Origin of the sequence: Stappia sp. (genome assembly GCF_048261845.1) — a bacterium.
Classification (GTDB): Bacteria; Pseudomonadota; Alphaproteobacteria; order Rhizobiales; family Stappiaceae; genus Stappia.
This window is the reverse complement of record NZ_JBLXFR010000014.1, coordinates 1-25,598: the sequence shown is the minus strand read 5'-3', so window position 1 is coordinate 25,598 and position 25,598 is coordinate 1. Positions and strand designations below refer to the sequence as shown.

Annotated in this window: 26 protein-coding genes and 1 tRNA gene; 12 read left to right on the top strand and 15 right to left on the bottom strand. The window is 66.2% G+C overall.

The genetic code is table 11. The features are described 5' to 3' along the window. Positions 1–101 precede the first annotated feature (101 nt). Positions 102–1,133, top strand: a complete 1,032-nt coding sequence (locus ACN0T5_RS08170; RefSeq protein ID WP_417768127.1) for a LacI family DNA-binding transcriptional regulator — start codon at positions 102–104, stop codon at positions 1,131–1,133. On the opposite strand, the gene ACN0T5_RS08165 is transcribed toward ACN0T5_RS08170, so the two are convergent. Both ACN0T5_RS08165 and ACN0T5_RS08160 read right to left on the bottom strand, forming a co-directional pair. Continuing rightward, complete coding sequence (locus tag ACN0T5_RS08165) at positions 1,130–2,167, bottom strand: hypothetical protein (protein WP_417768126.1); 1,038 nt, start codon at positions 2,165–2,167, stop codon at positions 1,130–1,132. The two genes, ACN0T5_RS08170 and ACN0T5_RS08165, sit on opposite strands and share 4 nt — an antisense overlap. Before the next feature lie 180 nt (positions 2,168–2,347). Continuing rightward, a complete protein-coding gene (locus tag ACN0T5_RS08160; protein ID WP_417768125.1) occupies positions 2,348–2,737 on the bottom strand; it encodes a BA14K family protein in 390 nt (129 codons plus the stop codon). Between the two features lie 322 nt (positions 2,738–3,059). Between ACN0T5_RS08160 and ACN0T5_RS08155 the strand changes: the two genes are divergently transcribed. Continuing rightward, on the top strand, positions 3,060–3,473 hold the full coding sequence (locus ACN0T5_RS08155; RefSeq protein ID WP_417768124.1) for an MbcA/ParS/Xre antitoxin family protein: 414 nt from the start codon (positions 3,060–3,062) through the stop codon (positions 3,471–3,473). Then, entirely contained in the window at positions 3,470–4,183 is a 714-nt protein-coding gene (locus tag ACN0T5_RS08150) for an RES family NAD+ phosphorylase (protein WP_417768123.1), read from the top strand. The genes ACN0T5_RS08155 and ACN0T5_RS08150 overlap by 4 nt, the downstream gene beginning before the upstream one ends. 7 nt (positions 4,184–4,190) lie before the next feature. On the opposite strand, the gene ACN0T5_RS08145 is transcribed toward ACN0T5_RS08150, so the two are convergent. Beyond that, positions 4,191–4,266: transfer RNA gene (locus ACN0T5_RS08145), tRNA-Ile, on the bottom strand. Between the two features lie 362 nt (positions 4,267–4,628). On the opposite strand from ACN0T5_RS08145, the gene ACN0T5_RS08140 reads away from it, so the two are divergent. The 5 genes from ACN0T5_RS08140 to ACN0T5_RS08120 all read left to right on the top strand — a co-directional run bounded on the left by ACN0T5_RS08140 (position 4,629) and on the right by ACN0T5_RS08120 (position 9,954). After that, positions 4,629–5,735 carry an AI-2E family transporter gene (locus tag ACN0T5_RS08140; RefSeq protein WP_417768122.1) on the top strand — a complete coding sequence of 369 codons (1,107 nt, stop codon included), beginning with the start codon at positions 4,629–4,631 and terminating at the stop codon, positions 5,733–5,735. Positions 5,736–6,106: 371 nt separating this feature from the next. After that, positions 6,107–7,093: a TRAP transporter substrate-binding protein gene (locus tag ACN0T5_RS08135; protein ID WP_417768121.1), complete on the top strand. Its 987-nt coding sequence runs from the start codon at positions 6,107–6,109 to the stop codon at positions 7,091–7,093. Between the two features lies 1 nt (position 7,094). Continuing rightward, a complete protein-coding gene (locus ACN0T5_RS08130; protein ID WP_417768120.1) occupies positions 7,095–7,640 on the top strand; it encodes a TRAP transporter small permease in 546 nt (181 codons plus the stop codon). Next, complete coding sequence (locus tag ACN0T5_RS08125) at positions 7,637–8,884, top strand: TRAP transporter large permease (protein WP_417768119.1); 1,248 nt, start codon at positions 7,637–7,639, stop codon at positions 8,882–8,884. The genes ACN0T5_RS08130 and ACN0T5_RS08125 overlap by 4 nt, the downstream gene beginning before the upstream one ends. 326 nt (positions 8,885–9,210) lie before the next feature. Continuing rightward, a complete protein-coding gene (locus ACN0T5_RS08120; protein ID WP_417768118.1) occupies positions 9,211–9,954 on the top strand; it encodes an SIMPL domain-containing protein in 744 nt (247 codons plus the stop codon). 133 nt (positions 9,955–10,087) lie between these two features. On the opposite strand, the gene ACN0T5_RS08115 is transcribed toward ACN0T5_RS08120, so the two are convergent. Next, positions 10,088–10,642, bottom strand: a complete 555-nt coding sequence (locus ACN0T5_RS08115; protein WP_417768117.1) for a GNAT family N-acetyltransferase — start codon at positions 10,640–10,642, stop codon at positions 10,088–10,090. Positions 10,643–10,842: 200 nt separating this feature from the next. Here ACN0T5_RS08115 and speD point away from each other — a divergent pair, with 200 nt between their 5' ends. Together speD and speE are read left to right on the top strand one after the other, a co-directional pair. After that, positions 10,843–11,367 (top strand): adenosylmethionine decarboxylase, encoded by a 525-nt coding sequence (gene speD / locus ACN0T5_RS08110; protein ID WP_417768116.1) that lies wholly within the window; start codon positions 10,843–10,845, stop codon positions 11,365–11,367. Continuing rightward, positions 11,364–12,233 (top strand): polyamine aminopropyltransferase, encoded by an 870-nt coding sequence (gene speE / locus ACN0T5_RS08105; RefSeq protein WP_417768115.1) that lies wholly within the window; start codon positions 11,364–11,366, stop codon positions 12,231–12,233. The genes speD and speE overlap by 4 nt, the downstream gene beginning before the upstream one ends. A gap of 84 nt (positions 12,234–12,317) precedes the next feature. Here speE and ACN0T5_RS08100 read toward each other — a convergent pair whose 3' ends face one another. The 3 genes from ACN0T5_RS08100 to ACN0T5_RS08090 all read right to left on the bottom strand — a co-directional run bounded on the left by ACN0T5_RS08100 (position 12,318) and on the right by ACN0T5_RS08090 (position 14,436). Next, positions 12,318–13,415, bottom strand: a complete 1,098-nt coding sequence (locus tag ACN0T5_RS08100; RefSeq protein ID WP_417768114.1) for an NAD(P)/FAD-dependent oxidoreductase — start codon at positions 13,413–13,415, stop codon at positions 12,318–12,320. A 28-nt stretch (positions 13,416–13,443) separates the two neighbouring features. Next, complete coding sequence (locus ACN0T5_RS08095; RefSeq protein WP_417768113.1) at positions 13,444–13,854, bottom strand: ketosteroid isomerase-related protein; 411 nt, start codon at positions 13,852–13,854, stop codon at positions 13,444–13,446. 150 nt (positions 13,855–14,004) lie between these two features. After that, positions 14,005–14,436, bottom strand: a complete 432-nt coding sequence (locus tag ACN0T5_RS08090; RefSeq protein WP_417768112.1) for a VOC family protein — start codon at positions 14,434–14,436, stop codon at positions 14,005–14,007. Positions 14,437–14,880: 444 nt separating this feature from the next. On the opposite strand from ACN0T5_RS08090, the gene ACN0T5_RS08085 reads away from it, so the two are divergent. Beyond that, positions 14,881–15,426: a TetR/AcrR family transcriptional regulator gene (locus ACN0T5_RS08085; RefSeq protein WP_417768180.1), complete on the top strand. Its 546-nt coding sequence runs from the start codon at positions 14,881–14,883 to the stop codon at positions 15,424–15,426. 12 nt (positions 15,427–15,438) lie between these two features. Here the strand turns inward: ACN0T5_RS08085 and ACN0T5_RS08080 are convergent, their stop codons facing one another. Beyond that, positions 15,439–16,149 (bottom strand): glutathione S-transferase family protein, encoded by a 711-nt coding sequence (locus ACN0T5_RS08080; protein WP_417768111.1) that lies wholly within the window; start codon positions 16,147–16,149, stop codon positions 15,439–15,441. Positions 16,150–16,274: 125 nt separating this feature from the next. Between ACN0T5_RS08080 and ACN0T5_RS08075 the strand changes: the two genes are divergently transcribed. Continuing rightward, positions 16,275–17,150, top strand: a complete 876-nt coding sequence (locus ACN0T5_RS08075) for a LysR family transcriptional regulator (RefSeq protein WP_417768110.1) — start codon at positions 16,275–16,277, stop codon at positions 17,148–17,150. An 8-nt stretch (positions 17,151–17,158) separates the two neighbouring features. Here the strand turns inward: ACN0T5_RS08075 and ACN0T5_RS08070 are convergent, their stop codons facing one another. From ACN0T5_RS08070 to ACN0T5_RS08040, 7 genes are all read right to left on the bottom strand, one after another. Further along, positions 17,159–18,094 (bottom strand): permease, encoded by a 936-nt coding sequence (locus ACN0T5_RS08070; RefSeq protein ID WP_417768109.1) that lies wholly within the window; start codon positions 18,092–18,094, stop codon positions 17,159–17,161. A 201-nt stretch (positions 18,095–18,295) separates the two neighbouring features. Beyond that, positions 18,296–18,646 carry an ArsR/SmtB family transcription factor gene (locus ACN0T5_RS08065; protein ID WP_417768108.1) on the bottom strand — a complete coding sequence of 117 codons (351 nt, stop codon included), beginning with the start codon at positions 18,644–18,646 and terminating at the stop codon, positions 18,296–18,298. A 95-nt stretch (positions 18,647–18,741) separates the two neighbouring features. Further along, positions 18,742–19,131, bottom strand: a complete 390-nt coding sequence (locus ACN0T5_RS08060) for a DoxX family protein (RefSeq protein WP_417768107.1) — start codon at positions 19,129–19,131, stop codon at positions 18,742–18,744. Positions 19,132–19,298: 167 nt separating this feature from the next. After that, positions 19,299–19,505 carry a hypothetical protein gene (locus ACN0T5_RS08055; protein ID WP_417768106.1) on the bottom strand — a complete coding sequence of 69 codons (207 nt, stop codon included), beginning with the start codon at positions 19,503–19,505 and terminating at the stop codon, positions 19,299–19,301. Positions 19,506–19,704: 199 nt separating this feature from the next. Beyond that, positions 19,705–21,465 (bottom strand): DUF930 domain-containing protein, encoded by a 1,761-nt coding sequence (locus tag ACN0T5_RS08050; RefSeq protein WP_417768105.1) that lies wholly within the window; start codon positions 21,463–21,465, stop codon positions 19,705–19,707. 148 nt (positions 21,466–21,613) lie between these two features. Beyond that, positions 21,614–23,662 (bottom strand): RNA polymerase sigma factor RpoD, encoded by a 2,049-nt coding sequence (gene rpoD / locus ACN0T5_RS08045; RefSeq protein ID WP_417768104.1) that lies wholly within the window; start codon positions 23,660–23,662, stop codon positions 21,614–21,616. Positions 23,663–24,309: 647 nt separating this feature from the next. Continuing rightward, the gene (locus ACN0T5_RS08040) at positions 24,310–25,434 is read right to left on the bottom strand and encodes a hypothetical protein (protein ID WP_417768103.1); all 1,125 of its coding nucleotides are present in this window, start codon (positions 25,432–25,434) and stop codon (positions 24,310–24,312) included. Positions 25,435–25,598: the final 164 nt, after the last annotated feature.

Genomic DNA, 25,598 nt, shown 5'->3' with positions numbered 1-25,598 from the left:
GCTCCTCCCTTGCACGTTCACGCTAGATGATAGCGCTAACATATGTCAATACCGACACCTCTGGTAATCTCGGGGCTATTCGGTAGAATTCCCCCAAAGCCATGAAAAGGAATGATGTTTTGGCGGTCACGATCGCGGATGTGGCGCGGGAGGCGGGTGTTAGCGCCATGACGGTTTCGCGGGCGCTCCGCGAACCCGGCAAGGTATCGGCAAAGTCGCTGGAGAAGATCCGCGCCATCATCGACCGTCTCGGCTACGTGCCCGACCCTGCCGCGCGGGCGCTGGCCGCCGGGCGCACCAACGTCATCGGCATGATTGTCCCGTCGGTGACGAACAATGTCTTTGCCGATGTCATGGCCGGCATCTACTCGATGGCGGAAGGAACCGACTGGCAGGTACAGCTCGGCAATTCCCGCTATTCGCCGCTGGAAGAGGAGCGGCTCGTGCGCACCTTTTTGAGCCAGCGCCCGGCCGGGCTGATCATATCCGGCATAGACCAGTCGGCCGCCACTGCCACGGCGCTGCGCTCTGCCAATTGCCGCATCGTCCAGGTGATGGAGACCGGGCCCGAGCCCTTCGACATGATGATCGGCTTCTCGCATCTGGAGGCCTCGCGCGCCGCGGCCCGCCACCTGGTTTGCGCCGGCTATCGCAGGCCCGGCTTCATTGCCGCCCGGCTCGATCCGCGCACCCAGCGGCGCCTCGAAGGATTTCGCGACGTCGCCCGCGACGCCGGTCTGCTGGATCCACGGCGGATCATCACCACGCCGCGCGCCTCGACTGTCACGCTCGGCTGCGAACTGACCGCCGACCTGCTCGCCCGCGCGCCCGATACGGACGCGATCCTCTGCAACAATGACGATCTGGCAATGGGCGCCCTGTTCGAATGCCAAAGGCGCGGGATCGACGTTCCCCGCCAGATCGGCATTTGCGGATTCAACGATCTGGAGATGATGGCCGTCGCCAACCCGGCCGTGACCAGCGTCAAGACCTGCCGGCTGGACATGGGCCGGCGCGCGATGGAGATGATGATCGCCGCGCTCTCCGGCGAGGATCCGCAGGAAAAGCGGGTCGATCTCGGTTTCGAGGTGGTTGCCCGCGCCAGTACAATGGGGCCGGGCCCGGTGCCCTAACCCCGCTCGGTCAGCGCCACATGCGCCTTGTCGGCGAGTATGCGCAAGGGGCGAAGGGCTCGCGTCAGCCGGTGCAGCGGCGGCTTGACCGGGGGGCGAACCGGCACCGGTGCCTCCAGCCGCACGAGCGGATTCCGGTCGAGGCGGGAGAGCTCCGCCGCCAGAACGGGAAAGAACTGGTGCTCCTCCATCAACCGCCGGCGGTTCTCTTGCATTGCGGCTCGCACCTCGGGACGCGAGACCGGATCCTCCGCCAGGACGCGAACGATCCCGGCAAGCGCGCTGTCGGGACGCGTGATATCGATCGCCGTGAACCCCAGCGGGTCGAAATAGGCTTCGAGGTCAGGGCCGCCCGCAAAGATCGGATAGACGCCGGCCAGCAGCGGGTCGGCGAGTTTCTCCGTCCAGCAATGCGGGTCGAGGTTGTTTTCCAGCACGAGATGATAGCGGTAGCCGTCAAGCCCGTCGGCCTTGTCGGCTATCTCCCGAAACCCCCGGCCATAGATGTCGAGGCGCGCTCCCAGCGTTGCCTTGGCCCTCCGCAGGAAGCGCAGGCGCCGGACCTGGTTTCGGTTGAGCGTCTTGGTCGAACAGACAGCGGACAGGAGACCGCGGTCACCGCCCTCCCCCACCGGCCCTTCGGCCAGTTCCTCAAAGGACTTGCGCTTCGTCGTTTTGGCCGAAGACCCGATTCCGGCGCCGTAGAACCACGGCGTCAGCGGCTGGGTGTGGATCGCGGTCCCGTCGAAGCCGGGCAAGGGCGATGCGGTAAAGGCAACGCCGAACTGCGCGATGAACTGCGGATCGTAATGCTTGATCGAGGCCGGTTCGGGAAGGAAGACGATGCGCCGCTCCCGTGGCAGACGCGTCGTCAGGCCACGCTCCGGATGATCGAAGACGATCAGCCAGTCGGCCTCCTCGCCCGCATCCGCGCCAAGCCGCACATCGACATCCTGCCAGCGCCCGTCACCCTGCGGCGACTGCCTCAACAGCACGTCGAACGCATGCGCGGTGGAAAGCTGAACGATCGTCATGAGTGATGCGCGGCCCCTGCCCCGGATGCGCCGCGCGTTTCGCGGCAAGCGGAAGGGCAAGCGATACCGCATTGTGGCGGCGGGTCAAGAAGCGACAGGCCGCCCGCATGCAGGCAAGGGCCGCTTTCCCGATCCGGAAAAGCGGCCCCTTTCATTCAACCGACCTGCGAGCGCCGCTGATCAGCGGATATAGGGCGAGATGCAGGGACGGCGCGGCCCGTGATAGGGCTGGAACGTGTTGTCCCCGGGCCGGTACGAACGATAGCGGTTGCGGCACCAGTTATAGTGTGCCCGGCCAAGCCCGCGAACAACCGGCCGCGGCGCGTAGTAGCGCGGGCGATAGTAGCGCGGACGGTAGCGGCGACGCGGACGATAGCGATGCGGCCGGCCGCGATGCCAGGCCTTCGTCACGGCGCCGTCCGAACGGACCTCCGAAGTATGGGCGACGAGCGGGGCAAGGGCCGCCGCAGCTGTCGCCGCAGTCGCGGCATTCGCCGGCGTGACACCGCCGAAACCGATGATGGCCGCGATGGCTAACCCCATCGCCGCACAGGTGTGTTTGATACGCATGGTACTGTCTCCTCTCAGCCTTGCGATCTCCGGTTGCGTCATCACGGCAGAACATTGTGGTCATCCGGTGATGATCGCCCGGAGGCGGTTCCGCCCGGCCCGAACAGGCCGCGCGACATGAGCCGGCACCTGAAGCGCCGCACACCATCGCAATCAGCGATCATGATGGGGAAAGGATACCGCCCTGTGGTCGGTCAGACTGTGACGCACATCATCCAATGGCGCTTGTTCGAAGCTGGCGGGAAACAGCCGATGCTTCGGCAAAACCCTTGCCGATTGTCGTTATTTTCCTATATAATGACAAAAGTCACAGGATAGCATCATGCCCGAACTGCACCTCGTATCGCCCGTCGCCCCCGCCGCCGTACCCGATTTCACCGCTGACGAGATCCGGGCGATGCAGCGCGCGACAGTCGCCCTGTTTGCACGCTGGGGATTGTCCGACGAACAGGCAAGCCGCCTGCTGGGAGACATTTCGGTGCGCACCTACCAGCGCTGGAAGTCGGGCTCGTTCGGCCGTGCCGGCGTCGATCTTGCGGAGCGCATGTCGAACCTGATGGGCATTCACAAGGCCCTGCGGTTGCTGTTTCGCGAGGCCGAGCGAGGATATGGCTGGATCTCGCGGCCCAATGCGGATTTCGACGGCCGCTCGGCGCTGGACGTCATGTTGCAGGGACGCATCACCGACCTGATGCGGGTGCGCCGCTATCTCGACGCGCGCCGCGGCCAGTGGTGAGCGTGCCGACCGCCAGGGTGGTCTGGCCGGATTATCACCGGCTGATCGGCACCGCCCATCCGCCCATCGACCTGTTCGAGGACATCGCCGATCCGGCCGACTGGGAACTGCTCGGTGCGGCCGAAGGCAAGAGCAATCCGCGCCTTGCCGAGACGATCGGCAATCTCGACCTTGTGCCGCCCGCCCGGCGTGTCGGCGGACCGGGCGCCTCCTATGCGATGGCCCCCTTCACCCATGTCTCACCGGAGCGCAAGGGGCGGTTCCACGACGGCAGCTTCGGCGCCTTCTACGCGGCAAGGACCTTCGAGACGGCCCTGTTCGAGGTCACGCATCACCAGGGGCTGTTCTATGCGGCAACGGACGAGGCACCCGGCTGGATCGCCGACATGCGCGAGCTGGTCGGCTCGATCGACGCAAGGCTCGCGGATCTCCGCGGGCGACGGCGCGAGACCCGGAACGCGGCCCTGCTCGATCCGGGCGACTACACCGCCTCCCAGGCCTTCGCCCGCGACCTGCGTGACGGAGGCAGCGACGGCATCGTCTATCCGAGCGTCCGGCACGAGGGCGGCGAATGCTTCGCGGCCTTCCATCCCGACGTGATGTCGATCCCGCTCCAGGCCAGGCACCTGACCTGCCACTGGGACGGAACCCGCATCGACATGGTCAAGATTCACGGCGAGGGCGGCGGCGTGTGGCGTATCGAGGCGTGAAGAAATGTGGTGGGCCCGGCAGGACTCGAACCTGCAACCAATCCGTTATGAGCGGACGGCTCTAACCATTGAGCTACAGGCCCATGGCGGGGCGGGTGTCCAGCGAATCCGGCGCGCCAGCCCTGCACGATCTTTCCTATAGCACCTCACCGAAAGCTTGCAACACGGTACGCGCCGGCAGCTGCGCGGGACGATCCATGACCCCCGTCAGGGGGTGGGCGCGGAACGCCCTGCGTCCCGCCAGGTGCACCCCGCCCGCCGAAACGGTTCCCTGCCGGCGCCTGCACCCTGGCCATCCCTCCGTCGCGGCCGGCGGAATGCAGCTTCGCGCGGCCCCTCACCCGACAAGCCCGCCGCTCTTGCAACGACGGCCAAAGGACGCGACAACCGGAAAACAGCGAGCGGCCGGCAAGGCGGTCCCTCGCAGCCACGCATCGGGGGTGTCATGCCACAATTTCCACTCGCCGTGACGCTGACCCTCGTCTCGCTGTCCCTGTTCGGCTGGCTGCTCTCAGTGGGGCGCACGCTGCTCCTGCCCTTCGTCATCGCGCTATTGGTCTGGTACCTGATCGTGGCGCTCGCCGAGGCGATCCGCCTGATCCCGCTCGGCCCCTTCCGCCTGCCCTACCCTGTCGCGCTCGTTGCCGCGCTTGGAGCGATCTTCGGTGTCTCGGTCGTCGTCGTCGACGTCGTCACGGCGAACCTCACCGACCTTGCCCGCGACGCTCCCGTCTACCAGGCTCGGCTCGAGACCCTGTTCAACACCTACTCGCACAAGCTCGGCCTCGCCGACCCGATCGAGTTGCGCGACCTTGTCCCCGACAACGCGCTCAACCGCGCCATCACCGCGGGTGCCAACGCCATCACCCAGATCGCCGGCTCCGCCTCGCTGGTTTTCATCTACGTGCTTTTCCTGCTGCTCGAGCAGTCGACCTTCGACCGCAAGATGGCCCGCCTTTTCTCCTCGTCCGAACGCGTTGAACTCGCCTTCATGATGCGGGCGCGCATCACCGAGGCGCTGCGCAACTATCTCGGCATAAAGACCGCCGTGAGCGTGCTGACCGGCCTCCTGACGGCGGGTCTGTTGTCGCTGCTTGCCTTGCCCTATGCCGCGCTTTTCGGCTTCATCGCCTTCGCCCTCAATTTCATCCCCACGATCGGCTCGCTGACGGCCGTGCTGTTTCCCGGCCTCCTGGCACTCGTCTATTTCGACAGCCTGACGCCGTTCCTCGTCATCGTGTTCGGCCTCGGCACCATCCAGTTCCTGATCGGCAACCTGCTGGAGCCGCGCCTGATGGGCAACAGCCTCAATCTCTCGGGCCTCGTCATCATGCTGTCGCTGTCGTTCTGGGGGGCGATCTGGGGCGTGACGGGCATGCTTCTTTGCGTGCCGCTGACCGTCATGGTGCTGATCATCTGCGCCCAGTTCCCCGCCACCCGGCCCGTCGCTGTGCTCCTGTCCACCGATGGCGAGGTGGGCGAGCCGATGGTGGTGGGCCATCCTGATTCGCCGGGCCCTGGCAAGGGGCCGGATCCCGCATCCCGCCAATGACCCTGCGTCAAGAAGCCCGACGCTCCGCCCCCCGCATCCCGGACCTTGCACGACCGCCCGGAAGAGGGCAGAAGGCGGGCAACGGAACGTGGTGCGCGAAGCGACCGCTTGCCGGCCTCGCCCGCGCATGCCGGACGTCTGCTGCAAGGCCTCCTGCCCCGGCCGCGTCCAGAACAACCAATCGTTATAAATACCTAAAACACCATCCTTGACGCGAAATGCATGGGCAGTTTATGAAATATCGTCGCCTCATCATTTAGGTGCAGACTAATTCGTAAATGTCGACTTCATCAGTCACAGAACAATCATGCACCTCGTGCTGGCAAGCATATGATGTTCCGCGTTCTAATTAAAAAATTTAGGAGGAAACCATGATGAAACTCTTCAGAGTAACAGCTGCTGCTGCCATAACGCTTGGCATGAGCGCAATGCCGGGTCTTGCCGAGATCGATACCGTGAACCTGCGTCTGGCGCATGTGGTCAACGAGCAGGACGGCTTTCACGCCGCCGCGACGAAGTTCAAGGAGCTGGTCGCGGAGCGTTCCGATGGCAAGATCACCGTCGAGATTTTCCCCAATGCCACGCTGGGCGACGAGCGCACCCTTCTGGAGGGGATGCAGATCGGCACAGTGGACATGGGCGTGATCACCAACGGTCCGGTGTCCAACTTCCTGGAAGAGATGGCCGTGTTCGAGCTGCCCTTCCTCTTCCCCTCGCCCGAAGCCGCCTACAAGGTGCTTGACGGCGAGATCGGCCAGGAGCTTCTCGACCGTCTGTCCGAGGTGAACCTCAAGGGCCTGGCCTATGCCGAGCGCGGCTTCCGCAACCTGACCAACTCCAAGCGTCCGGTGAACACGCCGGCCGATCTCAGCGGCCTGCGTGTTCGCGTGATGGAGAACCCGGTTTATATCGACAGCTTCCGCGAGCTGGGCGCCGACGCCATCCCCATGGCATGGACCGAGGCCCTCACCGCCATGCAGCAGGGCACGATCGACGGCCAGGAGAACCCGGTCGGCGTGGTCTACTCGTTCAAGCTGAACGAGACCCAGACCAACATGACCATGACCCGGCACACCTATGCTCCGGCCATCTTCGTCATGGGCATGCCGAAGTGGAGCCAGCTTTCCGAAGAGACCCAGCAGATCGTTCGCCAGGCGGCCCAGGAAGCGGCCGAATATGAGCGTGCGCTGAATGCCAGGCTCGAGGGCGAGCAGTTGCAGGCGCTCAAGGATGCCGGCATGACCGTGATCGAAAACGCTGACCTGTCCGCCTTCTCCGCCGCCGTGCAGCCGGTCTACGAGAAGTACGGAGAGAAGTTCGGCGACTACCTGCCGCGCATCCAGGAGGCGCTGAACTAGGATGCTGGCAAGGTTGGCGTGGCTCGACCGCCTTCTGGGCAACCTGCTCAAACCCGTCATCTTCGTCGGGATGGGAGCACTGATTGCGGTCATCACTCTTCAGATCGTCTCGCGGGTGTTTTTTACATCCGTGAGCTGGACGGAGGAAGTCGCCCGCTTCCTCCTGATCTGGACCACCTTTCTGGGTGCCACGCTGGCCTGCCAGCAGGGGCGGCACATCGCGGTCACGATGGTGCGTGACAGCCTGCCCCCCGGACTGAAGCGGATCGTGACGGGGGCTGGGCTCCTCGTCATGATTGCCTTTCTCGTCGCGCTGACCTGGATCGGCTGGCAATACACGCTGATGCAGAGCTTCCAGAAGTCTCCCTCTCTGCGCATGCCGATGAACTACGTCTATGTCGTGATGCCGATCTCCGCCGCGCTGATCGCGCTCCTGTCGTCCATCGACCTGATCCGGATTCTGGCCGGCCAGCCGGCGCGGGAGATGCATTCAGAAATCGACGCGGAGTTCGAAACGCAGGCGCAAGGGAAAGATCGCCCGGTATGAGTCTCGTTCTCTTCGCACTGTTCGTCCTGTTTCTCATGATGGGACTGCCGGTCGCCGTCGTGATCGGGGCCGCCACCATGACGGCCCTCGAGTTGTCCGGCACGCCGCTGATGGCCGTGCCGCAACAGATGTTTTCAGGCATCAACTCCTTTGCTCTCGTCGCCGTGCCGATGTTCATTCTCGCTGGCGACATCATGGCCCAGGGCGAGATTTCCAAGCGCCTCGTCGCCTTTGCCGACAGCCTGTTCGGCTTCATCAAGGGCGGCCTGTCCATCGTCTCGGTTTTCGCCGGCATGTTCTTCGCCGCGATCTCCGGCTCGGGCGCCGCCACCACGGCCGCGGTCGGGGCGAGCCTCGTTCCCGAACTCAGGCGGAAGGGCTACGACCCGGCATCCGCCGCCTCGCTGATCGCCGCCTCCGGCACCATCGGCGTGGTGATCCCGCCTTCCGTGCCGATGATCATCTACGCGGTGATCGCGCAGGAATCGGTCGCAAAGCTCTTCCTCAACGGCTTCATCCCGGGCGTTGCCATGGGCGTCGGGCTGATCGTCATCGCGCTCATCCAGGGCCATCGCCGCGCCTATCCGCGCGGCACGGCGTTCAACCTGCGGACCATAGCGCGCACCTTCTACGCCGCCAGTTGGGGCCTGATGGCGCCGCTGATCATCCTCGGCGGCATCTTCTCCGGCGTGTTCACTCCCTCGGAAGCGGCCGTTATCGCGGTGAACTACGCGATCCTGATCTCCTTCTTCGTCCATCGCGACATGACGGTGAAGCAGCTTTACGACATCATGATCCGCGCGGGCGTCACCACCGCCGTGATCATGTTCGTGATCGCCGCCTCGTCGGTGCTCAGCTGGACCCTGTCGAGCTGGCAGGTGCCGGGCCAGATCGCCAGCGCCGCCCTTTCGCTGTCCTCGAACCCCTATGTCCTGCTCCTGCTGGTCATGACTGTGATCCTGGTGGCGGGCGTCTTCCTGGAGACGGCTTCGGCGCTGATCATCCTGACCCCGATGCTCCTGCCGCTCGCGGCCCAGCTCGGCCTCGACACCGTGCATTTCGGTATCATCATCGTGGTGGGCCTTGCCATCGGCATGATCACCCCGCCGGTTGCGATCAACCTCTTCGTGGCCTCGACCACTGCAGGACTGCCGATCGAGCGCATCACCCGTGCGGTACTGCCCTATCTCGCGGTGCTGCTGCTGGTCTATCTGCTGATCGCCTTCGTGCCCTTCGTGTTCTGAGCGAAGACATAATCGAAGAGCTGACGACGGCCGCCGCGACACTGTTCCGGCGGCCGTTTTCGCATCCGCTCCGGGGTTGCGCACCCTTGTGTGGATTGACCCGAAACGACCCGAGAAACACCGGACAAGCGCCTTCCGTCCGCCGCAATTGCTCGCAAAGGATGCAGCATTCGGGCTCCGCGCCACTTGGCGGGCCCGATAACCGCCTGCCTCCACCGGATGCAGGCAAGTTGCTCTGGCACTTTGAGAACGGTCAGCTTCCGGACGTCGGGCCGCATTCCGGTCGGATATCCGCTGATCCTGGAAAACTGAACAGGAGATATTTCATGCGTTCGCTCCAGACCGCCGGTCGCATTGCACTTTTCAGCGCCGCTGTCGCGCTTGCCGCCACAACGCTTCCGGCCCGCGCCGAAACGCCGCGCGTCGCCACAATCGACATGGTCGGCACCGGCACGGTGACCGCAGCTCCCGACATGGCGATCCTCACCAGCGGCGTCGTCAGCGATGCGGACACCGCCGGCGACGCGATGAGCGCCAACACCGCCGCGATGAGTGCGGTGATCGGCCGCATCAAGGACAGCGGCATTGAGGAACGCGACATCCAGACCTCCGGCTTTTCGGTGCAGCCCCGTTATCGCCAGGTCAAGAGCGGCAGCCTGGACAACGGCGAGTATCGGTCCGAGATCGTCGGCTACCGGGTCACCAACAACGTTTCGGTGCGGGTGCGCGACCTCGCCAAGCTCGGTGGCCTGCTCGACACCATGGTGCGCGATGGCGCCAACCAGGTCGGCGGCGTCAACTTCATCGTCAGCGATGCGGACAAGCTCAAGGACGAGGCCCGCAAGGAAGCAACGGCCGACGCCATTCGCAAGGCGAAGATCTACGCCGAACCCGCCGGCATCAAGCTCGGCCGGGTGCTGTCGATCAGCGAGCAGGACTACTCGCCCCGCCCGATGATGATGATGGCGCGCGCCGAGATGAAGATGGACGGCGCAGCCCCCGCACCGATCGAGGCGGGCGAGACCGCGCTCGACGTGCGTGTCAACATCAGCTGGGAAATCGCCCAGTAACCATTGCGCTCGCATCGCGAAACAAGGCAAGGGCCGGCCGGCGAACAGTGCCCGGCCCTTGCCGTCCTTCCGGCACGGCCGGCACCGGACGCAGCGCTGCCTGACCTTTGAAGGGTGCCGCCGGTTGAGCCCGTCACCGGCCCGGCAATCCATCCCGCATCCAGACCTGAAGCCGCTTGCGGCTGGCGGTTGCCTCGCCGAGATCCGGCCAGTCGAAACCGACAGTAAGCCCTTCGATGGGCGTGTAGCCGCGCTTCCTCCAGAAGGGATCGAGAGGCGCGTATCCGGCCGGTCGCAAGGGATGATCCCGCGGACGGATCACCGCGCAGAAGGCCGCCGTGCCGAAGCCCAGCGCGCCGGCATGTGCCTCGCGGCGATCGAAGAAGGCATGGCCGATGCCCAGGCCCCGCCAGCCTGCATCGAGCACGGATTCGGCGAAATAGTAGATGCCGGACGGATCGTGCCCCGCCCGCTCGAACGGCGCGCGAAAGTCCTCGACCTCCCCGGCAAGCGGCTGGCCCGTCGCCGCTCCCACGAGACGCTCTCCCGCAAAAGCGCCGACAACAACCGCTCCGGGAGCCTTCACGTAGCGTGCAAGGTAGGTTTTCTCATAAGAAGCCGAGCCGTCATACAGATAGGGCCATTCGCGAAACACGCGAACCCGCAGATCCGCGAGCGGTTCGATCACGCGTTTTATTTCCTTACCCGTCAAAGTAATGAGATCGACTGCCACGTTTTCTTGGCGGTTCTTCTTTTCCACAACAGGCTCCTGCATTCATCACAGGTCGGAAATGCGCAAAACACGCATTGCATCGCAGCACGAAGCACCCTATAGCATGCCCGTTCGGGACTGAACCCGGGTTTCATCTACTGGTTGGGGAGACCGCCATGTCTGACGACGGCCTCTTCCAATTGGGGATGGACTTGGAGGCTCGTGACTGTGAAGGACGGGATTTTACCGCCTTTGTCGAGCCGAGAAGCACCACCCATACGGAAGACAACACATCCACCGCGCCTGCGGCTCATCTGCAGGACGACCGCCTCGATCATTTCATTGAGAGGGCGGGCGTTCGCTGTGCCGGATCGCATCTGATTATCGACCTCTACGACGCAACGCATCTCGACGACCTGCCTTATATCGAGGAAGCGTTGAAAACCTGCGTCGAGGAGGCCGGTGCGACACTGCTGCATATCCACCTGCACCCGTTCGAACCGACGGGCGTCAGTGGCGTTGCCGTGCTCGCCGAGAGCCATATCTCGGTCCACACCTGGCCCGAGGCCGGCTACGCGGCGTTCGACGTGTTCATGTGCGGCGATGCAAAGCCGGAACGCTGCGTCGAGGTGCTGGAACGTGCCTTCCGTCCGGGGCGTTCGCAGGTCAGCGAACTGCTGCGCGGAAAGGAAGTCGCATGAGCGGGTTGTTCTTCAACGAGACGCTCTATCCGGGCGTCGAGGTGAAATACGCCTGCGACGACATCCTCTACCAGGATCGCTCGGAGCATCAGGACCTCGTGCTGTTCGCCAATCCGGTGTTCGGCAAGGTCCTGATGCTGGACGGCATCACCCAGGTGACGACTGCCGACGAGTTCATCTATCACGAGATGATGGCTCACGTGCCGATCCTCGCCCACGGGGCGGCACGCGAGGTGCTGATCATTGGCGGCGGTGACTGCGGCATGGCCGAGGAGGCGCTCAAGCACAAAAGCATCGAGCGCCTGACCCAGGTCGAGATCGACAACGCCGTCGTGGAGTTCTCGAAGGAGCATTTCGCCGATTTCAACGCCTCCGTCTTCGGTGACGACCGCTTCGACCTGGTGATCGCCGACGGCGCCCGCTATGTGGCGGAGACCGACCGGCGTTTCGACGTCGTGATGGTCGACAGCACCGACCCCATGGGTCCGGGCGCGGTTCTCTTCACCCAGGAGTTCTATCGCGGCGTCCATCACTGCCTGAAGCCGGGCGGCATTCTGGTCACCCAGAACGGCGTTCCCTTCCTGCAGAAGAGCGAACTGGTCACCTCGATCCGCCATTTCTCGCAGATCTACAAGGACGCCTCCGCCTATGTGGCGGCGATCCCGACCTATTTCGGCGGCCATATGGCGCTCGGCTGGGCCAGCGACGATCCGACCCTGCGCCGGGTGCCGCTCGAGGTTCTCGAACAGCGCTTCGCGGAGGCCGCGATCGACACGCGCTACTACCTGCCGGATGTTCATGCGGCGGCCTTCGCCCTGCCGCGCTTCATCCGCGACGCGGTCGAGGAAGGCCGCAAGGCAGACTGAAGCCCGGCAGCCTCTTCGCCGGACGAAATCGAAGCCGCCGCCCCTCACCGGGCGGCGGCTTTTTTTTAAGGCGCTGTCCGCCCCTCAGTCGCGCGCCTCGAGCCATGCGGCAAGTCCCGCCCGGTTGCCGGAAATCACCCCGTCTGCCACCCGGCGACCGACAGCCGCGCCGAACTTGTAGCCATGGCCCGAGCAGGCCGAGACGATGGTAGCCCTCTCCTCGCCAGTGACGAAGAAATGCTCGTCCTGCGTGAATGTGTAGGCGCAGGTCACAACATCCGTGACGCGGTAATCGGAAATGCGCGCAAACGGCGGGCCGAAGAGGTCGCGCAGCCGCTCGCCCTCGCCAGGTTCCGCCACCCGTTTCTCGTCCGCCGCGGCGCGGACCTTGTGGACGCCCGCACCGACCTTGAGGCCCGTACCGCGCACCGGGGGCAACACGTAACCGTCGACCGTCCCGCCGACATCGAGAATGACCGGTGCCTGTTCCCAGGCCCCGACGAGATCCCCGGGCGGTGCGAGATAGGCCACTGCCGTACGATAACCGGTGAGCGGGTCGGACAGCCCGGGAAACAGTTTCAGCACCCACGCGCCGGCGGTCACCACCACATGGTCGGCGACAAGTTCCTCGCCGCCGGAAAGCCGCACGGCACCGCGCGCCGGGTCGACAGCCTCCACTTGTGTCTCGTCCCTGACGCTCACGCCTGCCCGCACCAGCCACGAAAGCAGTCCGGCACCGATATGCCGGCAGAGCAAAACGCCGCCTTCCGGGCTGAAGGCGGCGGAATGGATCGTTGTCTCGTCAAGGAAGGGATGGCGGCGGGCGGCCTCAGTGGCACTCATGTCCTCCACCGGATAGCCGCCTGCCACCAAACTGTCGCGATAGGTGACGGCGGCATCCCTCCCCGTCTGCGAGACAAGCAGGAAGCCGGTGTCGACGAGATGCTTCTCGCCGAGATCGCCCCACATCTCGTCCCATGCCTCGTAGGCCTCGCCGATGCGCCGCTGGTAACCGCCCTGCGCCCCGTAGGCCCGCCGGATGATGCGGTGATGGTCTCCGGACGCCGAAAGCGGGTTGGGGATGGGGCCCTGCTCGACAAGCGTGACCTCGACGCCGCGCTTCGCCAGCGACCAGGCGGTGGACAGGCCGGAAATGCCGGCACCGACGACGATGACCTTCATGCGGATCTCCCTGACCTGCGCGGCCGCCTCAGGCGCCGACCTGCGCGATCCAGTCCTGCAGGTTGTAGTAAGTGGTGATGCGCGCGATCCGTCCCTCGCGGAGGTCGAAGAAGGTGCCGGCGGGCAAACGGTAGGTCTGTCCCTGCGCCTCCGGCAGGCCCTCGTCGGTGACGAGATAGGTGCCGGAGACGATGAACTCGGCCGCCGCGCGCGTGCCTTCGGCATTCACGAAGATCACGATGTCGGACAGCTCTTCCCGGTAGCAGCGGGTCATGTGCGCGTTGAAGGTGGCAAAGAGTTCGCGTCCCTCGCGCCGTTCCCCCTGGTTGACGTCATGGGCGATGTCGTCGGTGACAAGCGCCAGCATCGCGTCCGTGTCGCCGGAATTGAAGGCGGCATAGTAGCGCTCGACGAGGGAACGGGCGGCGGCATTCGGCATGATGGAACCTGCAAGGACCTGCGGCGCGGAAAGATCCGGCGCGAATGGGCTGGGCGACCATCATCGTCCAGCCCCGCGCTCCGGGACAAGCCATGCCGGACGTCTTTTCCACGCCTGAGCGGAAGATCCGGACACGGCCACCGGCCGCCCTCAGGCGGTCGGGACAGCGTCCTCGGCATATTGCGCCAGGAAATCGGCGCTCGGCGGGATCGGCTTGATCACGTCGATCAGCACGCCGTTCGGGTCCCGGGTGATGAAATGGCGCTGGCCAAAAGCCTCGTCCCGGATCGCCAGGAGCACCGGCAGGCCGGCAGCGGTCACGCGGTCATATTCGGCGTCGACATCCTCCACCTCGAAATTGAGCAGCAGGCCGGCGACCGACTGGCCACGCGCCGCCTCGGGAATCGTCTCGTGCCGCCCGTCGAGAATGGCGAGATTGACCGACGGGTCCTCGCTCGACTGGAGATGCACATACCAGTCGGCCGAAAAGGCCCGGTGGAAGCGGAAATGCGTCTCGTAGAAGCGCGCCGTACCCTCGACATCATCGGTCATCAGAACCGGATAGTAGCTCGTCGTCTTCATCTCGTTTCATCCTCTGTTGCCTCGCCCGCATCCTTCGGGCCGTCTGCCGCGTTCCCCCGCCCTCCAAAACGGTCGTCCGTGTGTCACCGGGCGGATCGCTTTTCGGCAGGCCTTGCTTGCGGGGCTCGGGGAGCCGTGTCACATACATACTGACTGCATCTATATACATACATTCTGACTGTATGTAAATTATCAAAATGCGACCCGTGCGAACGTGGCCGCGGAAGCGCCCGGTCGGAGACGCCCGACGGCAGGTCCCGACAGGCGCAGCACGGAGACAGGCGGCAGAACGAGGAGCGAAAAACGATGACGGGAAGCGACGGGAGCCGGAAACGAGCCGCAGGGCCGGATGGCGCCGCGAACGAGGCCGGGCACGACACGGCGCCGCCGCGCACTGACCGGCGACGCGGCAAGGGACGCGGCAACGAGGAACGCTCGGCCGAAATGCGCGAGGCGCTGATCGCTGCCGGACGCAGGCTTTTCGCCGAGAAGGGCTTTGCAGCCACCGCCACCCCGGAGATCGTCGCCGAGGCCGGCGTGACGCGCGGCGCGCTCTACCATCACTTCGCCGACAAGACCGCGCTCTTCGCTGCTGTCTTCGAGGCGGAGACCCGTATCGTGGCGACCGAGATCGAGGCCGGTTCGGCGGACAGCGCCACCGCTCGCGATGCGCTTCTGTCCGGCGCGCGCGCCTATTTCGCCGCGATGCGGACGCCGGGCCGTTGCCGCATCCTGCTGGTCGACGGGCCGGCGGCGCTCGGGCCCGCCGAGGCCCGGCGCATCGACGGGTTGCATGCCGGCCGGACCCTGCGCGAGGGGCTGTTCCATGCCGCCGACACGGGCGCGATCCGCGCCCTGCCGATCGAGGCCTTGTCGACGGTGCTGTCCGCCGCCTTCGACCGCGCCGCGCTGGATATTGCCGGCGGCGCGGAGGAAGAGGGGTTCATGGCCGTCTTCGAGGCGCTGGTCGACGGCCTGGTACCGGGCTGACGCCGCCCCGGATCAGGCCGCCTTGCCGAGCGCGCCGAGCGCCTCCCCAAGGCTCACATGCCCCTGGAAGCCGCCCGTCGAGACCGCCGTCTCGCCCTTTTCGATCGCTTCGGCAAAACGCACCGCCGGGTCGTCCGCCAATCGTCCGACGAGACCCTGCAGGCCCGGCCAGGCAGAGCGATCGGGTATCCCGTGATACTCGGCCCAGCGCGCGATCCCGTAGAAATAGGCATCGGCCAGCGTCGGCCTTTCGCCAAGCAGATACGGCCCCTCGCCGAGCATGGCGGCAAGGTCCGCATGCGCCTTTTCAAGCTGCATCGAACCAAAGTCGCGCAGAACCGCCTTCGCCTCATCTCCAAGCTCGTGCTCATAGGCGTACCAGAGCGGGGAAAAACCTCCGAACAGCGAGGTGTTGAGGAAGGCGAGCATCTGGTTCAGCCGGTCGAACCCGGCGGACCCTTGCGCGAAGGCAAGGCCCGCTCCGACCCCGTGCGGCGCCAGATGTCCGAGGATGGCCATGCTCTCCGAAAGAAGCCGGCCGTCGGCGGTCAGAAGGCTTGGCGTCTCCGCGACCGGGTTGACGCGTCTGTAGTCCTCGCTGCGGATCTCTTCGCTCAGCATGTCGATGCGGCAAAGCCGGTACGGGATCTGCAGCCATTCCAGCGCGACGATCGAGCCGAAAGAACAGCCCGCAGGCACGCCGTAAAACAGGATGGGGGTCATGAAGTCGTCTTCCCTTGGCTTGGGACGAGGAGCCTCGTCCGGATGCCGGAAATATGCGATCATGGACTTTCAGGCTGTAGTGGGCAGTTCATCCTCTTAAAGTCCACAAATATGGACATCTATCCATGTACAATCTCAATGACCTGCGCTTCTTCGTCCAGGCGGTGGACTGCGGCGGTTTCGCCGCCGCCGGCCGCCTCTCCGGCGCACCGAAATCGACCGTCGCCAAGCGGGTGGCCGAGCTCGAGCGCCAGCTCGGTGCCCGCCTGCTTCAGCGCAGTTCGCGCAGCTTCCGCCTGACCGATCTCGGCCGCGACGTCTACGAACATGCGCGTGCCGCCGTGATCGAGGCGGAGGCCGCGGAACAGGCCGTGAAGCGCCGTCTCGCCGAGCCGAGCGGGCTTGTGCGCCTCACCGCCTCCGTCCCGGTCGCCCGGTTTCACCTTGCCCCGCGTCTTGCCGGGATCATGCAGCGTCATCCGAAAATCGAGCTGCGCCTCAATGTGAGCGACCGGTTCGTCGATCTCGTGCACGAGGGCTTTGACATCGCGGTCAGAAGCCACGCCGGCCCCTTGGCCGATTCCGGACTGGTGCAGCGGCGCATGGGCGTGGAAGCGGTGATCCTTGCCGCCGCGCCGGATTATCTCGCCCGCGCCGGCTCACCGCGAACGCCGGCGGAGCTGGAGAGGTTCGAGACGATCGGCACCGGCAGCGATGCCCCATGGACCCTCACGCACGAGAGCGGCGCGCAGGCGGTTGTTTCGCCGCCTGCGCGCCTGTCCGTCGACGAGGCCGGCATGCTGCTTGCCGCGACAAGGGCCGGCCTTGGCATCGCCTGCCTGCCGGAGACGGTGGCGGACGCCGCCCTTGCCTCGGGCGAACTGGTCCGCCTGCTCCCCGGCTGGCGGGCCGGCACGATCACCACGACGGTGCTCACCCCGCACCGCCGCGGCGTGCTGCCCTCCGTCCGCGCCGTCGTCGAGGCGCTGCTGGAGGTGTGAACATCCCCTCAGACGACGAACTGGAAGAGCAGGCCGGACAGCACCGCGCCCGTCAGCCCGAGGCCGATATAGGCGGCGAACACCGGCAACCGGACCAGCGACCATACCGCCGCCATTGCCGGAACGGAGCTGACGGCGCCGGCGATCATGAAGGCCATGGCGGCGCCCGCCGTCATGCCCTGCTCCATCAGCCCGGCGAGAAGCGGCGGCGCCACATAGGAGTTGAGATAGGCCGGCATGCCGACAAGGGCGGCAACGATCACCGGAAACACGCCCTCGCCCCCCACCACGCCGGCAACCAGGTCGGCCGGAACATAGGTGACCAGCAGCGCCTCGATGACATAGGCGAACGCCAGCCATTTCGCCAGAAAGAGCGCGTTGACGGCAAGCTCGGAGCGGAGCGCCTCGCCGCGCTCCTCCTCCTGCCAGAAGCGCCAGACCGGTGCGCCGCCGAACACTTTCTTGCGGCAGCAGGAGCCGCCGGTCACGGCGCGGGCCGGTTCGGCGAAGAACCCGGCGGCAAGCATCGTCTTCACCGCGAAGCCGCCGAAAAGGCCGAGCGCCACGGCGAACACCGCCTTGGCCAGTGCAAAGGGCCAGCCGAGTGCGGCGGCGGTGATCAGCAGTGTCGGCGGATCGATCAGCGGAGACGACAGCCAGAAGGCCATGATCGCCGAAAGCGGCGCGCCGACGGCCAGCAAGCCGGCAATGAAGGGAAGGACCTGGCAGGAGCAGAAAGGCGCCAGCCCGCCGAGCAGCGCGGCCAGCACGATCGCCTGCGTCTCGCGCCCCTGGAAGGCGCGCCCGACAATCGCCTGCGCCCCCGTAGCCTTCAGCCAGGCGATCAGCAGCACGGCGAAGGCAAGATAGGGCAGCGTCGAGGCGAAGGCGCGGGCGGCGAAGGCAACGATCTCGCCGGTGCGCGCCGGATCGGCAAAGGCCACCACGACAGGCGCGAGGGCAACGCCGGTCCAGGGGGAGGCAAGCCGTGCCACCCCCCCCTCCAGGTCGTGAAAAAAGGCGCGCGAAAGGGTTCGCCGGCCAGCCGCCGGCGTCATCAATGTATCTGCCATCCTGGTGCTCCGTTCCTGTCGATGGATCTCGCAAGCCGGGGCGGACATGCCCCCCGCATCTTGCGGCAAGGGTCATTCCGCCGGGGGTTTCAGCTCCTCGGCGCAGCATTCCTTCATCAGGAAACCGGCGAGCCGGTCGAGATGACCGAAAGCGGCGCGGCTGATCACCGCCCGGCCCGCCTTTTCCTGGGTGATCAGCCCGGCAGCCGCGAGAAAGCGCAGGTGATGGGCAAGCGTCGAGGCGGCCATGCCCGTCCGGTCCTGAATGTCGCCGACGCTCAAGCCGCGATTGCCCGCCCGGACCAGCGCCAGCACCACCACCAGCCGCGCCTCGGAGCCGATCGCCGCAAAGCCCTGCGCCGCCTCCTCGATATCGAGGGTGCGCGTTTCGGGAAGATTGTCGTTCGATGTCTTTATAACCATAAAACTGGTTTTATAGTTTTAATAAGCCAAAGTCAACGGGCGCGGCGATCCTGCCGCGCCCGCTTCTGCGCCATCCGCCTGTTGGCGTCGCCAGTTCAGGCCGCGCCGCGCATCCGGTCGATGCTCAAGGGGCCGGGGCCGGCCGCCGCGAGATAGAGGAAGGAGAAGCAGTAGAGGGCGGCAAGTTCGCCGCCATTGAGGATCGGGTAGAAATTCTGCGGTGCGTGCGCCATGAAATAGGCGACAGCCATCGTGCCCGATGCGAGGAAGGCCGCGGGCCGGGTGAACAGGCCGAGCACGATCAGCGCACCGCAGACCAGTTCGATGACACCAGCCGCCCCGCCCATGGTCAGCGGCGAGGCGCCGGACATCTGCGTTGCCGGCAGGCTGAGATATTTGGTCGTGCCGTGCTGGAGGAACAAAAGCCCGGCCGCGATGCGAAAGACGCTGAGCAGCGGTGCGGAATAGCCTTTCAGGAAATTCATTCAACCCTCCTTCGTGCCGCGCTCCCGAAGTCTGGGCACAGCGCCCGGCGCGGCTACCGCCAGCCTATGCCGGAATACGACGAAAGTGGGAGAGGCTAGATGCGAATGTGAGGGGATAAGGGGGCGAATGGGCAACGGTCGGTGCGCCAAGGGAGTTCGGCGCGCCGTCAGGCGGAGGGCGTGCCGGGAGCGGGCCGGGCCGTCTTCGGCATCACCGACAGCCATTGCAGAATCCTCCGGTGGGCCTCGCTCGCCCGCCGTGTCTTGCGCAGGGAGCATTCACGCGCGAGATCCTCGAGAATATCGGGCCTGTCGCGATTCTCCCCGGCAAGCGCCTCTATCGCCTCGATGGACAGCGAGGAAAATCTGCGCATGTCGTGATGGCCTCACAGGTCGAGGGAGGTCTGTCCCTTCTGCTTCTCCTAGGGTGCCGTCTTGAAGGCCGAAGAATCAACGGCCGGCAGGCGCAGCGCTTCCCCGCTGCCAGTCTGGCGGGAGCCGAGAGAAACAACAACCAGTTTTCGTGAGGCTTTTGGGCACTATCCCGGCACCCGGAGGAAGCCCCCGGCTCCCTCAGTTCCCCGGGAACCGGCGCGCCGACCACTCTGAGCGCGGAACCGGTTCGCCCACCCGGTGGGAGAAGCTCTCGACACGGGTCACGCCTGCATTGAGCTCGCAGCGGAAGGCAAGGTCGTACCATTGCCCGCCGGCGCGAAAGGCGGCGCGGCGCGGCTGCAGCACATTGCCGGCCTCGAGCCGGAAAGAGGGCAGCAGGTCGGCATGATAGGGCGGCGTCCCCGTGCGCAGCTGCGCCCGCAGTTCGGTCATGCACAGGAGATCGGCCCGTGCTGCCTGCGGCATGCCGTTCATCGCCATGCGCATGCGCGGATCGTCGGAAATGTCGCGCGAGAACAGCCGCGTCGCCGGGGTGCCGCCGGCGATTTCATCACTGCCACCGCCGCCGCCTCCGCCCCCCAGCCGGCGCGTGGCAAGGGCGCGCGACACCGCCTCGGCCCGTGCGCCCAGATCCGCAAGCGCGGAAAGATCGGTACGCGCGGTCAGCCCGGCCGGCTTTTCCCGGGGCAGCACCCGTGTATCGGCAGCGGGCAGGTCGGAAGCGGGCGTTTCGGCCGCCGCCTCGCTGGCCGCCTCCCCCGGCCCGCCCAGCACGTCGAGCTCGCCGGCGGTATCCGCCTCGCTTTCCGTCACCAGATCGCCCAGCGTCGCAACCTCGGTCCCGGCTTCGCTGTCCGCTTCAGCTTCACTCTCGCTCTCGCTGTCGATTTCGCTCCCGGGGGCAACCTCTTCCGCCGCCCCGTCCCGCGCGGCCTCGGCGATGTCCTCGCCATCGACTGCGCCCGAATCTTCGCCTTCAGCCGGGCCCTCGCCCGGCCCGTCATTCGGGCCCTCGCCATCCCCGTCGCCCGGCCCCGCACCCGGGGCGCCCGGGGCCTCTTCATCGGCCTCCGCCGGGGTTTGCGCAGGCGGTTCCTCGCTCGTCGCCCCGGAGGTCTCTTCCGCCCCTTCACGCAGCCCGATCTCGCCGGCCTGCTCCTCGCTGCCGCTGTCTTCCTCGGCGAACTCTGTCACCGGGATCAGCACGCGCGGCGTCGCCTGCGGGGGAACCGCCGGTTCGGGCAAGGCCGCAATCTCGGGCTCCGAGGTTTCCGGTTTCTCGTCCTCCGGCTCCTCCGCTGCCGGCGGTTCGGCCTCGGCCTGTTCGCTCTCGGGCAAAGGCGGTGGTGACAAAGGCGGTGGCGGCACGGCGGCGGCTTCCTCTTCCGCCTCTTCCTCCTCCGGCGTCTCCTCCACCGGTGGCTCTTCCTCCGTCTCCTCTTCCTGCACTGTCTCGTCTTCCGCCGGAAAGTCGACGAGCACCACTTCCACCGGCTCGTCGAGGAAGGCAGGCAGGTCCCTGATGCTGTCGCCGCCGAAAAAGACCGCCCAGGCCACCGCGACATGCAGCAGCAGCGACAGGGCGATGGCTGCCCGCGGGGCACCGGCCGGCCCGGAAGCCGGAAGCCGGTCACCAGTGCCGCGCTCCTCCGCCTGCGGCAGGGCCTCGACCTCCCCGTCCATGGCTCCGCCCGGCTCGTCGCGCCGGGCGACCAGTCCCGGCACAAGACCCGTGAGCGGCGCATGCGACGGCGCGGCCTCGCCCGTTCCCCCGTCAGGGGAATGGACGGCAAAGCCCGGTTCGCGCTTGTCGCTCGGCGTGTCGAGGGTCAGGGGTCGTTGCTCCGTCTGGTTCCTGCCATCCGCCGAAGTCCCGTTGTCGGCGCATGGCCATGGGTAACCCGGCTTCGGGAAAAAAGGGAGGCGGCACCTTCGCACGTCGCCTCTTCAGGTGGGCATGACCGCACTCGCGCCCGCCTCCCCCGCAAGGGCAGCCTGTGAAGGTCTCGCCTCAAAAAAACAGGGCCCGGCGTTGCCGCCGGACCCCGAAACACATGAAGCCGCGTCCTGTCGCTCCGTCCCGGCCTCAGCTGTCGAGGAACGAGCGCAGCTTGCGCGACCGCGACGGGTGCTTGAGCTTCCTCAGCGCCTTCGCCTCGATCTGGCGGATACGCTCGCGCGTCACCGAGAACTGCTGGCCGACTTCCTCCAGCGTGTGATCGGTGTTCATGCCGATGCCGAAGCGCATGCGCAGCACGCGTTCCTCGCGCGGGGTGAGCGATGCCAGAACGCGCGTCGTCGTCTCGCGCAGGTTCGACTGGATCGCCGCGTCGATCGGCAGCACCGCGTTCTTGTCCTCGATGAAATCGCCCAGGTGGCTGTCCTCCTCGTCGCCGATCGGCGTCTCGAGGGAGATCGGCTCCTTGGCGATCTTCAAGACCTTGCGGACCTTCTCCAGCGGCATCTGCAGCTTTTCGGCCAGCTCCTCCGGGGTCGGCTCGCGGCCGATCTCGTGCAGCATCTGGCGCGAGGTGCGCACGATCTTGTTGATCGTCTCGATCATGTGCACCGGGATGCGGATGGTGCGGGCCTGGTCGGCGATCGAGCGGGTGATCGCCTGCCGGATCCACCATGTGGCATAGGTGGAGAACTTGTAGCCGCGCCGGTACTCGAACTTGTCGACCGCCTTCATCAGGCCGATATTGCCTTCCTGGATGAGATCGAGGAACTGCAACCCGCGGTTCGTGTATTTCTTGGCGATGGAAATGACGAGGCGCAGGTTGGCCTCCACCATCTCCTTCTTGGCGATGCGCGCCTCGCGCTCACCCTTCTGCACCATCGAGACGATGCGGCGGAACTCGGCCGTCTCAAGGCCGGTCTCCGAGGCAAGGCTCTGGATCTCGTGGCGCAGCTCGCGGATCGTCTCCTTCTCGGAAGCGACGAAGTTCTTCCAGCCCTTGGACGCGAGATTGGCGACCTTGCGGATCCAGTTCGGATCGAGCTCGTTGCCCTGATACTGCTTCAGGAAGTCGCCGCGATCGACGCCGTGGCTGTCGGCAAGGCGCAGCAGGCGCCCCTCGTAGCCCATCAGCCGCTTGTTGATGTCGTAGAGCTGCGCCACCAGCGCGTCGATGCGCTGCTGGTTGAGCGACAGGCTCTTGACGTCGAGGACGATGTCTTCCTTGAGCTTCTTGTAGCGGCGCTCCTGGGAGGGCGACAGGGTCTTGTTGGCGAGCTTGTTCTCGACCAGCTGGTCCTGCAGGCGGCGCAGCTTCTTGTAGTCGTCGGCGATGCGGTCGAAGGTCTCCAGAACCTTCGGCTTCAGCTCGGACTCCATCGCCGAGAGCGAGATGTTCGCCTCGAACTCGTCGTCGTCGTCGCTCTCACCCTCGCCTTCGCCCTGGCTCTCGCCGTCGGCACCGTTCTCGCCCTTGGCACTGGCGCCGTCGCCATCCTTGGCGGCCGGGCGCTCGCCGTCGCCGTCCGGCGCGGTGGCGGTCCCGTCCTCGTCGCCGTCCTCGCTCTCGTCCTCGGCGCCTTCCGGCTTGAAGTCGGGACCCGAATAGGTCGCCTCGAGATCGATGATGTCGCGCAGGAGGACCTTGCCCTCGTTCAGTTCGTCCCGCCAGATGATGATTGCCTGGAAGGTCAGCGGGCTTTCGCAAAGCCCGGCGATCATCGCCTCGCGGCCGGCCTCGATGCGCTTGGCGATGGCGATCTCGCCCTCGCGAGACAGCAGCTCGACCGAGCCCATCTCGCGCAGATACATGCGCACCGGGTCATCGGTACGGTCGGTCGGCTCCTTGGCCGGCGTCTTGGCGACCGCCGTCGGCCCCGCCTCGACGACCTCGCCGCCCTCGCGGTTGTCGTCGGCCTGGGCTTCCTCGGCCTCTTCTTCCTCGATGACATTGATGCCCATGTCGGAAAGCATCGCCATCGTGTCCTCGATCTGCTCCGACGTCACTTCCTCGGAGGGAAGGACTTCGTTGAGCTCCTCGTAGGTCACATAGCCGCGCTTCTTGGCGAGCTTGATCATCCGCTTGACCGCGGCATCGGACAGATCCAGAAGCGGACCGTCAGAGGTCTCGGTCGCGGGTTCCTGGCTCTCTTCAGCCTGCGTCGATTTCGCTGCCATTGTCTTCTCCGGCCCCCCGGCCCCAACGGGCCTGGCGCTGTCGCGTTTCATCTCAGGTACGCCCGAAACCGCGTCTCCGTCACACCGCCGCATGAGGGCGGACGTGGCGGCCGTCGCGTCTCCAGGCCCGGCCCCGCTCCCTGTCGCCAACGCGCCCAGGCCGGCAGGAGCCGGAAAATTCAGTTCACGGCCCGCTTCTCGCGGCCCGCCGCCGGGCACCCGACCGGCTCGCAGACGCCACCGAGGCGCGCAAACCCGTGGCCGCACGCCACCCCGTGGAGTGCGCTTGGCCCGGTTCGATCCTCAGTGTTAGTCGATGTCCGTTAAGTGCCACTTAACCCTGCAAATCGGTTCGACAAGCCGCGAGTGTTACCGGACTTGACCGGCCGGCGCATAGCGCTCCGGCCGTCCGGTTCCGCATGGGGTATAGGTCAGCGGGTTGATTTCGTGCCGCCATGTCGGTCCCTGATCATGCATTACGTCCCGATAGCGGCTCTTCGAGAGCCCTGGGCTTCGCATGAATGGCCTGGCGCGGCGCCGGATGCTGCCTGATCTGCTTATTTAGCGCAAAGGTCCGGATTCGCAAGAGTGATTCGTGACCCGTCAATCGAATAGGTTGACTGTCCCCTGCCGTTTTGCCGGTCCGCTCAGCGCTGCGGCGATGCCAGCGCCCCGCCGGGCAGCCTGATCCCGGCACCTGCCGCGCCGGAAGATCCGGCCTGCACCGTTGGTCCGCTCACCGCGGCACGGCTGCCGCGCAGGCTCCGCGCCCGTTCCGCCAGGTCCTGCTCGTCGCGCGCGCATTCCTCCCGCCGCCGGGCAAGATCCTGCGACTGGGCCCGCACGCGCTCCCATTCCGCCTCGTCGAGGCCATCGCCCAGCGCATTCATCTCCTCTTCCAGCTCCTGTTCCAGGGTCCGGATCTCGAGCGTGTCGAGATAATGGCAGAAGAGGTCCTCGACGAAATCCGCCGGCGGCTCGTGCCGCAGGATCGGCAGCCGCTGCAGCAGGTCGCTGAAGCGCGGAGCGGGGCGCGCGCCGACAGCGCCGGCCCCCTCCCCCCCGTCCAGCGCCTCGGACAGGATCTGGTAGAACCGGTTGTCCAGCGTTTCGAAAAAGCCGCTCACCGGCACATCCTGCAACTCGGTCGCGATACGGCAGAGTTCGTCGCGAAAGCGCGCGTGCAACGTGTCGCCGAAGCGCGCCTGGCTGACCCGCTCCACATGCCGCTCCAAAAGATCGGGGTAGCGCAGGCAGAGCCCGCACAGGGTCCGTTCGTTGCCAAACAGCGAGCTGTCGGGAAGATCGCCGCCGCGTGCCTGCCCGGAAGGGATCTGGCCCGCGCCCCGGTCCGCTCCCTGGCCCGGGCGACCGCCGCCGCCACCGGCCATGCGCCGGTCGCGCGCCTGACGGTAGAAGAGGTTCGAAAGCCTGAGGCGAATGTCCAGCTGGTAGCCGCGCCGCACCCGCTCGTCGGAGATCGTGCGGACAAGGTCGTCGAGGCCCTTTTCCAGCGCCGCCCGCCGCTCGGGCGTGTCGATCCGCGCCGCATCGACCTCGCGCGACCACACCACCTCGATCAGCGGCATGGCGCCGGCAAGCTCGCGCGCGAAGGCGGAAACGCCGCCCTCCGTGATCAGATCATCCGGGTCCTTGCCGTCGGGCAGGAAGACGAAGCCGAAGGAATACCCGCTCTTCAGTCCCGGCAGGATGCGGTCGACGGCGCGGTGGGCGGCCGGCACACCGGCGGGGTCGCCGTCCGAGCAGATCACCGGCCCGGGCCCCCGGCGGCGCAACCGGCCCCCCCGGTCCGCGGGGGGGGGGGGGGCGGGGGCCGGGGGAGGCGCCGGGTCGTTCATGGTCGGGAAGAATGCCCCGCGGGGCGGCAGGGGCAAGCGGCTTGTCGGCAAGCTGAAGCCAGAGAACCGTCAGGCGA

Bases quoted from the DNA above. Each gene is read 5' to 3' on its own strand.
- ACN0T5_RS08170 (WP_417768127.1), top strand. From the start codon at position 102: ATGAAAAGGAATGATGTTTTGGCGGTCACGATCGCGGATGTGGCGCGG.
- ACN0T5_RS08165 (WP_417768126.1), bottom strand. From the start codon at position 2,167: ATGACGATCGTTCAGCTTTCCACCGCGCATGCGTTCGACGTGCTGTTG.
- ACN0T5_RS08160 (WP_417768125.1), bottom strand. From the start codon at position 2,737: ATGCGTATCAAACACACCTGTGCGGCGATGGGGTTAGCCATCGCGGCC.
- ACN0T5_RS08155 (WP_417768124.1), top strand. From the start codon at position 3,060: ATGCCCGAACTGCACCTCGTATCGCCCGTCGCCCCCGCCGCCGTACCC.
- ACN0T5_RS08140 (WP_417768122.1), top strand. From the start codon at position 4,629: ATGCCACAATTTCCACTCGCCGTGACGCTGACCCTCGTCTCGCTGTCC.
- ACN0T5_RS08135 (WP_417768121.1), top strand. From the start codon at position 6,107: ATGATGAAACTCTTCAGAGTAACAGCTGCTGCTGCCATAACGCTTGGC.
- ACN0T5_RS08130 (WP_417768120.1), top strand. From the start codon at position 7,095: ATGCTGGCAAGGTTGGCGTGGCTCGACCGCCTTCTGGGCAACCTGCTC.
- ACN0T5_RS08125 (WP_417768119.1), top strand. From the start codon at position 7,637: ATGAGTCTCGTTCTCTTCGCACTGTTCGTCCTGTTTCTCATGATGGGA.
- ACN0T5_RS08120 (WP_417768118.1), top strand. From the start codon at position 9,211: ATGCGTTCGCTCCAGACCGCCGGTCGCATTGCACTTTTCAGCGCCGCT.
- speD (WP_417768116.1), top strand. From the start codon at position 10,843: ATGTCTGACGACGGCCTCTTCCAATTGGGGATGGACTTGGAGGCTCGT.
- speE (WP_417768115.1), top strand. From the start codon at position 11,364: ATGAGCGGGTTGTTCTTCAACGAGACGCTCTATCCGGGCGTCGAGGTG.
- ACN0T5_RS08100 (WP_417768114.1), bottom strand. From the start codon at position 13,415: ATGAAGGTCATCGTCGTCGGTGCCGGCATTTCCGGCCTGTCCACCGCC.
- ACN0T5_RS08095 (WP_417768113.1), bottom strand. From the start codon at position 13,854: ATGCCGAATGCCGCCGCCCGTTCCCTCGTCGAGCGCTACTATGCCGCC.
- ACN0T5_RS08090 (WP_417768112.1), bottom strand. From the start codon at position 14,436: ATGAAGACGACGAGCTACTATCCGGTTCTGATGACCGATGATGTCGAG.
- ACN0T5_RS08085 (WP_417768180.1), top strand. From the start codon at position 14,881: ATGCGCGAGGCGCTGATCGCTGCCGGACGCAGGCTTTTCGCCGAGAAG.
- ACN0T5_RS08080 (WP_417768111.1), bottom strand. From the start codon at position 16,149: ATGACCCCCATCCTGTTTTACGGCGTGCCTGCGGGCTGTTCTTTCGGC.
- ACN0T5_RS08075 (WP_417768110.1), top strand. From the start codon at position 16,275: ATGTACAATCTCAATGACCTGCGCTTCTTCGTCCAGGCGGTGGACTGC.
- ACN0T5_RS08065 (WP_417768108.1), bottom strand. From the start codon at position 18,646: ATGGTTATAAAGACATCGAACGACAATCTTCCCGAAACGCGCACCCTC.
- ACN0T5_RS08060 (WP_417768107.1), bottom strand. From the start codon at position 19,131: ATGAATTTCCTGAAAGGCTATTCCGCACCGCTGCTCAGCGTCTTTCGC.
- ACN0T5_RS08055 (WP_417768106.1), bottom strand. From the start codon at position 19,505: ATGCGCAGATTTTCCTCGCTGTCCATCGAGGCGATAGAGGCGCTTGCC.
- rpoD (WP_417768104.1), bottom strand. From the start codon at position 23,662: ATGGCAGCGAAATCGACGCAGGCTGAAGAGAGCCAGGAACCCGCGACC.